Here is an 11,483-nt window from a genome sequence, read left to right as displayed (position 1 = left end):
ATCAGGGTTCCCCCCATTGTGCAATATTCCCCACTGCTGCCTCCCGTAGGAGTCTGGACCGTGTCTCAGTTCCAGTGTGGCTGGCCATCCTCTCAGACCAGCTAGAGATCGTCGCCTAGGTGAGCCCTTACCCCACCTACTAGCTAATCCCATATGGGTTCATCAAATGGCGCATGGCCCGAAGGTCCCATGCTTTGGTCTCTCAACTTTATACGGTATTAGCAGTCGTTTCCAACTGTTGTCCCCTTCCATTCGGCAGATCCCCATACCTTACTCACCCGTCCGCCACTCGTCATCAAGTGCAAGCACTCATGTTACCGTTCGACTTGCATGTGTTAAGCCTGCCGCCAGCGTTCAATCTGAGCCATGATCAAACTCTTCAATTTAAAGTTTGATGCTCAATAACTGTCTCTGACATATTCAAATGAATCTTCAGTGTCACTTATCAAGACTTAATTTTTTAGTCCGTAGACTTTAATTTTTTGTCTCGCAAGTGCCCACACAGATTGTCTGTTTCTTATTTTTAAAGAGCTAACAGCCTTTTTAAATCAACTAACTTTTCGTTAATTTACTTCGCTGTCTCAAGGGTTGCGTATGTTACGCATTTCACTTGCCCACGTCAACCCCCCTATTTCATAAAATTCTTTTTTTTATTTCAAGTGAATATTTTTTAGTCAAAATACAAGGTTAGAAGGTTATTTTTAGCTGATTAATTGCATTAACCGCTTTTTTAATTGCTTCTTCTACTGTTGCTGCTTTAGCTAAAGCAACTCCCATTCGTCTTATTCCGTTAACTTCAGGTTTACCAAATAAGCGTAAATCAGTACCTGGAACATTTAATACTTTGTCCAAATTAGAAAAAGTAATGTGATCAGAGTTACCATTTGCTAACAATACCGCTGATGCACTTGGGCCATATTGTTCTATTAAAGGTATTGGTAATCCTAAAATAGCTCTAGCATGCAATGCAAACTCTGAGATGTTTTGTGATATTAAAGTAACCATACCTGTATCATGTGGTCTTGGTGATACTTCACTAAACCAGACCTGATCGCCTTTAACAAACAGCTCTACACCAAATACCCCATACCCCCCCAAAGCTTCGGTTATCTTCATAGCGATATCTTTAGCTAAACATAATGCATTAGCTGACATCTGCTGCGGTTGCCAAGATTCTCGATAGTCACCTTTTTCTTGACGGTGGCCAATAGGTTCACAATATAAAACCCCGTTAATATGCCTAACAGTTAATAGCGTAATTTCATAATCAAAATCAACAAAACCTTCAATAATAACTTTACCCCTACCTGCACGGCCACCTTCTTGTGCATATTTCCATGAAGATTCAATATCAGCTTCACTTCTTACTAAAGATTGCCCTTTTCCCGAAGAACTCATTACAGGTTTAACTAAACAAGGGAAACCTATTTCTTTAACTGCAAGCTTATACTCGGCTTCATTTAATGCAAAACGATATGGTGAAGTTGGCAATTTGAGTTCTTCTGCGGCTAAACGACGTATACCTTCACGGTTCATGGTTAATTGCGCCGCTTTAGCTGTGGGAATAACTACAAATCCTTCTTTTTCTAATTCTAATAAAGTATCGGTGGCTATTGCTTCTATTTCAGGAACAATATAATTAGGTTTTTCTATCTCAATAATTTTTCTAAGCTCATCACCGTCTAGCATATTAATAATATGAGAACGATGTGCAACTTGCATGGCTGGCGCATTAGCATAACGATCAACAGCAATAACTTCACACCCAAAACGCTGCAATTCAATGACAACCTCTTTGGCTAATTCACCTGCACCACAAAGTAATACCTTTGTTGCACTTAATGATAATGGTGTTCCTATTTTTGCCATAATATTCTCTTATAGATTTATATCACTGTATTTTAATTAATAAGCTTAAAATAAAAATCGGGATAATTATCCCGATTTTTCTCAATTTAAAATTATACTGAATATGGATCTCGTAAAATCATAGTTTCACTTCGATCTGGCCCTGTTGAAATAATATCAATTGGTGTTTCGGTTAGTTCTTCAATCCGTTTTATATAGGCTTTCGCTGCTTGTGGTAAAGCATCATAACTTTTAACACCAAAAGTTGATTCACTCCAGCCTAGCATTGACTCATACACAGGCTTAACTAAGCCCCACTCTTCAGCAGACGCTGGAGCATTTTTTATCACATCTCCATTTGGTAATTGATAACCAATGCAGATCTTAACCTCTTTAAGCCCATCTAGCACGTCGAGTTTAGTTAAACAAAATCCAGATACAGAATTAAGTTGTACCGCTTTGCGAACAGCAACTGCATCAAGCCATCCTGTACGACGACGACGGCCTGTTGTTGCCCCAAATTCATTACCTTGCTTACAAAGGTACTCTCCTGTTTCATCAAATAATTCCGTTGGGAATGGACCAGCACCAACTCGTGTAGAATAGGCTTTAACAATACCTAATACATAACCAACGTAACGCGGACCAAAACCAGATCCCGTTGCTACACCACCAGCGGTGGTATTAGAAGAGGTAACAAAAGGATAAGTACCATGATCGATATCAAGTAATGTACCTTGTGCACCTTCAAACATAATTCTCTCACCTTTTTTGCGTGCATCTTCTAAAAGAGTGGGAATATCAGCAATCATAGAAACTAAAATATCTGCTATTGCCAATGTGTCGTTTAGAACTTTTTGATAATCAACTGCTTCTGCTTTGTAGTAATTAACTAATTGAAAATTATGATACTCCATAACTTCTTGTAATTTTTCAGCGAAAGCTTGGCGATCACGTAAATCACCAACTCGAAGCCCGCGCCGAGCTACTTTGTCTTCGTAAGCAGGGCCAATACCACGCCCTGTTGTTCCAATTGCTTTGCTACCACGGGCTTTTTCCCGAGCCTGGTCTAACGCAATATGGTAAGGTAAAATTAAAGGACATGATTCAGAAATAAGGAGCCTGTCTTTAACAGGTATACCGCTATTTTCTAGCTCTTTCATTTCTTTCATTAGAGCATCAGGGCAAAGTACTACACCATTTGCAATAATACTTATCACATCATTGCGTAAAATTCCTGATGGAATTAAATGTAATACTGTTTTTTCACCATTAATCACTAATGTATGACCAGCATTATGCCCACCTTGATAACGAACAACATATTTTGCTTTTTCTGTGAGTAAATCAACAACTTTACCTTTGCCTTCATCACCCCATTGTGTTCCTAGCACAACAACATTATTACTCATAGATTATTTATCTCATTCTGTTATTTATTAGATTTTAATTTCATATATTGAAAAAATTGACTATCAGGACTAATGACCAAAATATCATGACCTGTAAAGCTTTGTTCGTAAGCTTTTAAACTACGAATAAAACTAAAAAACTCCATATCTTTACCAAAAGCATCGGCATAAAGTTTAGCTGCATTTGCATCTCCTTCACCACGAATAGATCGAGATTGGCGTTCAGCTTCAGATAAAATCTTTGTAACTTCTAATGTAGTCTCTGCTCGTATTTCATCAGCCTTTTTAACCCCTTGGAAACGTTGGTTTTGCGCGACAACTTTCCGAGCTGCTTTCATTTGTTCATAAATTGAATTAGATATTTCCTGAGGAAAATTAACTTTTTTTATACGGACATCAATGACTTCAACACCAAAAGATCTCATACTGGTTTTATTATTTTCAGAATCTTTTACAACCTCACTAATAATACCTTCAATAGATTCACTTTTAGCCGCTTCTTGTGCTGTGCCATTTAAAGCATCTTTTACACGTGTCATAATAGAATTGCGAGAGTTATTATTGGTGTCATTAATAATATCAATGATATCTAATTTACCAACTTCGGCTCTTAAACGGCCATTTAACCGAGCAAGCAATAAGTTTTCAACACTATTACCACCCGCAATAGTTTCATAGTATCGATTAAAGTCAACAATCTTCCATTGTACAAAATAATCAACAACTAAATCTTTATTTTCACGTGTTATAAACTTTTGTTCCTTACCAACATTATCAGAACTATTTGTTGTTTGAATTTTAGCATCAACAACTTTTACATTATCCATTCCAGGGATTTTAAAATGTAATCCAGGATCTGATAATCTTATAATTTTATTAAATCGTAAAACGATCCCCCTAGTTCCTTCTTCAATAACATAAGCGCTAGAAAAAAACACACCAATTAAAACAAATATTATAGGAATCAATAATTTGCGCATACTTTCTCCTTATCTTCCCATAGATCGCGCAGTTCGCGTACTATTGCTGGTGCTAATGGTATTACTTGTATTGCTATTAACCTCTTTTGATAATTCTTGTGTCGTCTGAGGCTGATGTTTTATTGTTTCAGAAGAGATCGCCATATTAGAATTATATTCACTATTTTCATTTAATAAAGCCATTGGTTCAGAATGCTTTTCATTTGTATTTTTCAATAGTTGCTCTAGAGGTAATACCATTAAATTTCCGCTTTTATCGTTAACCAAAATTTTTTTCGTTTTAGCTAATACTCTTTCCATAGTTTCAATATATAAGCGTTCTTTAGTAATTTCTGGTGCAGCCTTATATTGTGGTAAGATTTTTTCAAAACGAGCGACATCACCAGCAGCTTCAAGTTCTACTTTAACTTTATAAGCATTTGCATCTGCTAGAATTCTTGCAGAACGACCTTCAGCTTGTTGAACTTGCTTAACTTTTTCAGCAGCAGCTTTATTTATTTCACGCTTTTTATCTTCTCGAGCATTCATTGCATCGTTAAAAGCTTCTTGTACAGCTTCAGGAGGACGAGCTGATTGGAAATTAAGATCCACTATACTAATTCCCATATCATAATTATTAATCACATTAACCAATTCATCTTTAGTGCGAGTTTCTAATGCGGAACGCCCATCAGTTAAAATATCATCCATACTTGAGCTGCCTACTTCTGTGCGTAAAGCACTATCTGCAGCTTGTTGTAGGCTGTCTTTAACATTAGTGACCTTAAATAAATATTTTATAGGATCGTTGATACGATATTGCACATTCATCTCAACAAAGACCAAATCTTCACCTGTTGTTATCATAAATCCATTTACATTAAAATTGTGCGTACCTTGTGTATCAACTTTATACACTTTATCAATTAATGGTGGACTCCAATTTAATCCAGGTTGAATAATTTCGGGCTGAACTTGACCAAATCGGGTAATAACACCACGTTCGCTTTGATTGATAGTGTAAAAACCATTTCCACCCCAAAGAAGAGCAAGAACAATTATTATGGCACCAACAATTTTCGACGTATCCATCGGTAATTTAATGCCTGATGAACCGTTATTATGGTTACCTGAATTACTTTTCCTTAAGAGGTCTTTGATTTTATCAAATAAATCACCTAATGAATTATTGGGTGTTTTTTTGTTATTGCCTCCCCATGGATCATTATCTTGTCCGTTATTTCCGGGCTGATTCCACGCCATATTTTATATGCTCCATTTAACAATTAGTTATTATTTTGCTTATTGATTAAGTATAACAGATCTGGTTCTTGTTTACAGAGGCGATTCCATTCAATTAGCGGTATTCTTATATTGAGATGAAAACTGCCATCATCTTCAATAGTTTCATGCTCTACTGCATTTAATTTATATAACCGACTTCTAAGCTTAGCTAAATAGGGAGGTAAGTTTAATTGGCAAACTTGAATCTGCCCTGCTAGCCTCTCTTTTAATGCAGTAAATAAGAGGTTTACACCTAAATTATTTTGGGCTGAAATCCAAACTCGAATTGGCATACCATTTTCGTCACGATCAATACTTGGTTGTTTACCTTCTATTAAATCAATTTTATTCATCACTAACAAAGTAGGAATCTCATGAGCTTCAATTTCAAGCAAAACTTCATCGACAGCATGAATATTACCTAATATATTAGAATCAGCGGCATCAACAACATGTAATAGTAAAGATGCTTCCTGTGTTTCAAGTAAAGTCGCTTTAAAAGCTGCAATAAGATCATGTGGCAAGTGACGAATAAAACCGACCGTATCCGCTAAAACAACTTCACCAACATCATCAACTACGATTCGTCGCAGCGTTGGATCGAGTGTAGCAAATAACTGATTAGCAGCATATACATCAGCCTTTGTTAAGGCATTAAATAGTGTCGATTTTCCGGCATTTGTGTAACCAACTAAAGATATTGTTGATAGATCAGCTTTATTTCTTGATTGACGATTTTGATTTCGCTGTTTTTCAACTTTAGCCAACCTTGATAAAATTAATTGAATACGATGGCGAATCAATCGTCTATCAGTTTCTAATTGAGTTTCACCAGGACCACGTAAGCCAATACCACCTTTTTGCCGTTCTAGATGAGTCCAACCTCGCACTAATCGTGTCGAAAGATGTTTTAACTGAGCTAGCTCAACTTGCAATTTACCTTCATGCGTTCTAGCTCGTTGGGCAAAAATATCAAGAATTAATCCTGTTCTATCCACAACGCGGCATTTACATAGTTGTTCTAAGTTACGTTCTTGAGAAGGAGTTAAAGTATGATTGACTAAAATAACAGAAGCATCGAGTTGTTTAACTTTTTCAGCTATTTCTTGTGCTTTACCTTCACCAATGAAATATTTGGCTTGCGGCGATTTTCTTGAGGTCGTCACAATATCGAGAATCTCTATTCGAGCAGAAGAAACTAATACTTCAAACTCTTTAAGATCCTCAATATTGCTTTCTTGAGGGAAAAATACATGGACTAATAAGGCAGTCTCACCGCCTTTATATCGCTCAAACAATCAGAATCTCCACTGAAATATCAGCTTTCACTTCCCTCTTCAGGCTGAGATACGAGTCCAGAAATAGGTCTAGAAGGTACGACCGTCGAAATGGCATGTTTATATACCATTTGGCTTACAGTATTTTTTAGCAAAATAACAAACTGATCGAATGATTCAATTTGCCCTTGTAACTTAATACCATTAACTAAATAGATTGATACAGGAATATGCTCTCGACGAAGCAAATTTAAATAAGGATCTTGTAATGACTGCCCTTTTGACATAAGTTTATCCTTTAAAAAGTAATTATATGAAGATAAAATAAATACACTTATAAATAATCAATGTATTTTTACATACTATTTCAGATACATCTAGTATCTACCAAAATAACATAAAAAGCACTTCTCTTGAACCAATCATATAAAATTTATGCACAAATAACTAAATTTTTAATAAATTTAAACCAAAAATATAAAAAAAACACAAAATATAGATAATTTTTTTTGCATAAATTTATCTATATTACAATTATATACTATAAACCACTATGAAAATTACTAATCATAATATTTTTTGGAAAATTGAATCCATATTATCATTATTTAACCATGTAATAGGTTGCTTCCAACCACGAAGCCAAGTAATTTGTCTTTTCGCTAATTGCCGTGTAGCACAAATACCTTTAAATATCATTTCATCATAACTTATATCACCATTTAAATATTCCCACATTTGCCGATAGCCGACACAACGGATAGCGGGCAAATTTAAATGCAAATCAGATCGTTGCATAAGCGCTTTTACTTCATTCTCAAATCCTTGATCTAACATCTGTAAAAAACGCTGCTCAATACGTTCATGTAATTGTGCCCTATCTTGTGGCATAATAGCAAACTGCATAATATCATATGGCAATGCCTCACCACTTTCTTGTGTAAGCTCAGTTAAACTTTTACCTGAGATTAAATAGACTTCTAAAGCACGATTAAGACGCTGTGGATCATTAGGATGAATGCGTTCAGCCGAAACAGGATCAACTTTTTTTAACTCTTCGTGAATAGCTTGCCAACCTAATTTATTGGCTTTTTCCTCTATTTGTTGACGAATTTCACTATTGGCCGCTGGTAGCGGTGAAAGGCCTTCAATCAAAGCCTTAAAGTAAAGCATTGTTCCACCAACTAACAATGGAATCCGACCTTCTTTTAAGGTTTTTTCAATTTCAACAATGGCATCATGCCTAAAATTTGCTGCTGAGTAGCTCTCTGCTGGATCACAAATATCAATTAGTTTATGCGGGTATTTTTGTTGCTCTTCTTGAGTTGGTTTTGCTGTTCCAATGTTCATACCACGATAAATAAGTGCTGAATCGACACTAATAATATCAATTGGATAACGATCATAAAGCGCCATAGCAAATGCGGTTTTACCCGATGCCGTTGGCCCCATTAATGAAATAATTTTCGGTTTAGTCATAATAAAATTGATTGAGTTAGAGATTGCATATCTATTGGATATAAAAATGATTCTTGTTGTAACAAATTAATATCTATCTGCTCTAACTGTGCTAATAATTGAATTACCTTAGATCCTCCCCAAACCTCAGTACAACTATCACAGTACTGGTTAGCTAACCAAGCAGCAATTTGCGTTGGATCGAATACTTCCTTTTCAGATGATGAGATAAAACTAATTAAAGCAGGTAAAATTTGTTGCCAGTTCATTGCTCGCAACATTTTAGGCACGTTTTGTAAATACAATTTAGCTTTATCAATATAAAACTCAAAACCTAAAAAATTTAACTGAGGTTGATAAGTAGATACAATTTGTTGCTCTTTATGATTAATTAAAATTGTTAATGGAATAAGCAATTTCTCAGAGTCTTGCGATAATAATTTAATTGCAACAACTTTTTGCTGCGCAATTGGCAATTTCATTAACATGAGTTTTTGTTGATTATCTTCAAACTTTTCAAGCAATGCTATATCCGGCTGAATAACAGTTAACACCCGACCAAATTGTACTAATGATGAGTTATCAAGCTGTTGTTGTAATGATTGTAATGGTATATTTCGTTTAGGAAATAAAGCTTCGATAACCGCTTTTTGTGGCTCAGTTATTTCATGTTCTTCTGTCGATAAAAGCGTTTTTTTCGGCTCCGATTTTTCCACATCTTGAGCAAGATCAACATTCACCAACTGACCATACAACGCATTTTCTTTTGCATAATTGCTTGGTTTTTTCGATAACTGGCTACTTGCTTGATAAATTTTGGGTGCTGTTTGTTGGCTAAAGATATTATCACCAGCTGCTTGCCTATTAGGAGGTATTGTTACTTTTTCTTCCACTTCGGTTAAATTCGACTCAAGGGCCATTACAATAGCTTGATAAACAAAATCATGAACAAGCCTTGCTTCATGAAAACGCACTTCATGCTTAGCTGGATGGACATTAACATCAACTTGTTTTGGATCTATCTGTAAAAACACTACATAGCTTTGTTGCTCACTAGTTCGGCTTACATAAGCTTGACGCAAAGCGTGATTAAGCAATTTATCTTTAATCACTCTTCCATTAACATAAAAATATTGAAGATCACTTACTTCACTACTTGTCACCCAACCTTGAATAAGCAAATCTTCATGTTGCCAATCAAGCTTTACAGACTTTTGCATAAAACCTCGACCGCAAACTAATTCGACTCTTTTTTCAATGGTCGATGAGCGATACTGTTTAACTAACTTTCCGTTATGTTGCAAATTAAAAGAGACATCAGGGCGCGCTAACGCAATACGCCGAATAAATTCTTCAATATGCATAAACTCCGTTTTTTCTGTTTTCAAAAAACGGCGCCTTGCTGGCGTATTATAAAACAAGTCAAGCACTTCAACCGTTGATCCCACAGGATGGGCAGCAGGTTTAATGATCGGTTTCATATCACGCCCCTCTGCATAAACTTGCCATGCTTCGGATTGTTCAGCAGTACGTGAAGTTAATGTTAATCTAGCCACCGAGCTTATACTTGCAAGCGCTTCACCACGAAATCCAAGGCTAATAATAGCATCTAAATCATCTAATTTACTGATTTTACTTGTCGCATGACGAGCAAGCGCCAGCGCTAATTCATCTTTAGCAATGCCACAACCATTATCACGAATACGGATTAATTTACAGCCACCTTGCTCAAGGTCAATATCAATTTGAGTACTACCCGCATCAAGGCTATTTTCAACTAATTCCTTAATAACTGACGCTGGGCGTTCTACTACTTCACCTGCAGCAATTTGGTTAGCTAATTGCGGCGATAAAATATGAATTGCCATTAATGCTGTTCTCCAAATTTTGGATTTTGTTTAATATAATTTTTTATACCTTGATAAATAGCGTTAGCGATTTTCTCTTGGTGGGCATTATTACTTAGTAGTCTTTCTTCATCCTCGTTAGAGATAAAGCCAACTTCAACTAAAATTGATGGAATATCTGGCGAACGTAATACACCTAAACTTGCATGTTCTGGAACAGATTTATGCAATGGTATTGTTCCTTTCATCGCTTTTAAGACTTGCATTGCTAACTGATATCCCACTTGTTGAGAATAAGAAAACTGTAGATCTAATACTGCTTGACTTAAATGAGGATCATGATCATCACTAAGCGCATCACCAGCACCACCTAGTAATTGAGACTGTTTTTCACCTTTTTCAAGCCAACGCCCCAGCTCTGTATCTGCACGCTGAGTTGACAATACCCAAATTGAAGCCCCCGTTGCATTCCTATTTGGCGCAGCATCAGCATGAACTGAAACCAATAAATTAGCTTTATTTTTACGAGCAATTTCTGAACGTTGCGAGACAGAAATAAAATTATCACTGTCACGAGTCAGCACACCTTTAAAATTAGCATCTTTATTTAATAAGTTGGTCAGTTTTTTAGCAATTGAAAGCGTAACTGTTTTTTCATATAACTTATTTTGTCCTATTGCGCCCGAATCTTTACCGCCATGCCCCGCATCAACAGCAATCACAACTTTGGTTGCATAAGCAGAGCTACAAAGCAGTACTAACATAAAAAAAATAAGTAGTTTTTTCATTGTCTTTTAATTGTTTATTTTTATTGTGATAAATTAAGGATCACTTGGCCTTTTTCGCTTTTTGCTTGCACACAAGCAGTGCGTTCAAGCGCTAAATAAGCTAAATGAATTTCGAGATCAACATTAGGCAAGATACCGCCTGCTCGCTCAGGCCACTCAATTAAACAAATCGATCGAGAAACAAAATATTCACGAATGCCCATAAACTCTAATTCTTCAGGGTCACAAAGCCGATACAAATCAAAATGATAAACTGAAAAATCATCAAACTGATAGGGTTCTACTAACGTATAAGTTGGACTTTTTACGTTACCTTTATGGCCTAATTGTTGTAAAAAACCGCGACTAAAAGTTGTTTTTCCTGCGCCAAGATCGCCAATTAAATGGATAACAATTGTATCATCATGCTTAGACAAATAGTTTAAACACTGTTTGGCAAGTTTGCTACCAAACAAAATCGTTTGGTGCTCATTGGTTAAAATAATCGGTTTCATGATGAATTCTTTGCTCAATAATGATCTCTTATTATATACTAATAACCATTAAAGATGTACTAAACAAGATAACCTAGATTTTGTAAAAAACTTACAGGAAAACCTACGTTTCATTG

9 protein-coding genes, 1 rRNA gene and 1 pseudogene are annotated in these 11,483 nt (G+C 35.9%); all 11 read right to left on the bottom strand.

What is annotated here, in order from left to right:
• A 16S ribosomal RNA gene (locus A9G47_RS13190) occupies nt 1-386 on the bottom strand; the annotation flags it as partial.
• Nucleotides 387-687: 301 nt separating this feature from the next.
• Nucleotides 688-1,869 (bottom strand): formate-dependent phosphoribosylglycinamide formyltransferase, encoded by a 1,182-nt coding sequence (gene purT, locus A9G47_RS13185; RefSeq protein WP_065643101.1) that lies wholly within the window; start codon nt 1,867-1,869, stop codon nt 688-690.
• 92 nt (nt 1,870-1,961) lie between these two features.
• Complete coding sequence (locus tag A9G47_RS13180; protein WP_065643100.1) at nt 1,962-3,260, bottom strand: adenylosuccinate synthase; 1,299 nt, start codon at nt 3,258-3,260, stop codon at nt 1,962-1,964.
• Nucleotides 3,261-3,280: 20 nt separating this feature from the next.
• Nucleotides 3,281-4,240, bottom strand: a complete 960-nt coding sequence (hflC, locus tag A9G47_RS13175; RefSeq protein WP_065643099.1) for a protease modulator HflC — start codon at nt 4,238-4,240, stop codon at nt 3,281-3,283.
• A gap of 9 nt (nt 4,241-4,249) precedes the next feature.
• A complete protein-coding gene (hflK, locus tag A9G47_RS13170; RefSeq protein ID WP_065643098.1) occupies nt 4,250-5,482 on the bottom strand; it encodes an FtsH protease activity modulator HflK in 1,233 nt (410 codons plus the stop codon).
• A 23-nt stretch (nt 5,483-5,505) separates the two neighbouring features.
• Nucleotides 5,506-6,801 (bottom strand): ribosome rescue GTPase HflX, encoded by a 1,296-nt coding sequence (gene hflX, locus A9G47_RS13165; protein ID WP_065643097.1) that lies wholly within the window; start codon nt 6,799-6,801, stop codon nt 5,506-5,508.
• Nucleotides 6,802-6,821: 20 nt separating this feature from the next.
• Nucleotides 6,822-7,067 (bottom strand): RNA chaperone Hfq, encoded by a 246-nt coding sequence (gene hfq / locus A9G47_RS13160; protein ID WP_065567290.1) that lies wholly within the window; start codon nt 7,065-7,067, stop codon nt 6,822-6,824.
• A 280-nt stretch (nt 7,068-7,347) separates the two neighbouring features.
• A complete protein-coding gene (gene miaA / locus A9G47_RS13155) occupies nt 7,348-8,259 on the bottom strand; it encodes a tRNA (adenosine(37)-N6)-dimethylallyltransferase MiaA (RefSeq protein WP_065567291.1) in 912 nt (303 codons plus the stop codon).
• A complete protein-coding gene (mutL, locus tag A9G47_RS13150; protein ID WP_065643096.1) occupies nt 8,256-10,106 on the bottom strand; it encodes a DNA mismatch repair endonuclease MutL in 1,851 nt (616 codons plus the stop codon). Before mutL ends, miaA begins: the two co-directional genes overlap by 4 nt.
• 20 nt (nt 10,107-10,126) lie before the next feature.
• Nucleotides 10,127-10,831: pseudogene (locus A9G47_RS13145) on the bottom strand (N-acetylmuramoyl-L-alanine amidase); the annotation flags it as partial.
• A gap of 62 nt (nt 10,832-10,893) precedes the next feature.
• Nucleotides 10,894-11,367, bottom strand: a complete 474-nt coding sequence (tsaE, locus tag A9G47_RS13140) for a tRNA (adenosine(37)-N6)-threonylcarbamoyltransferase complex ATPase subunit type 1 TsaE (RefSeq protein WP_065567294.1) — start codon at nt 11,365-11,367, stop codon at nt 10,894-10,896.
• Between the last annotated feature and the right edge of the window lie 116 nt (nt 11,368-11,483).

It is taken from the genome of Gilliamella sp. WF3-4 (genome assembly GCF_001690275.1).
In the GTDB taxonomy this organism is placed as follows: Bacteria; Pseudomonadota; Gammaproteobacteria; order Enterobacterales; family Orbaceae; genus Gilliamella; species Gilliamella apicola_C.
This window is presented reverse-complemented; position numbering and strand designations above follow the sequence as displayed.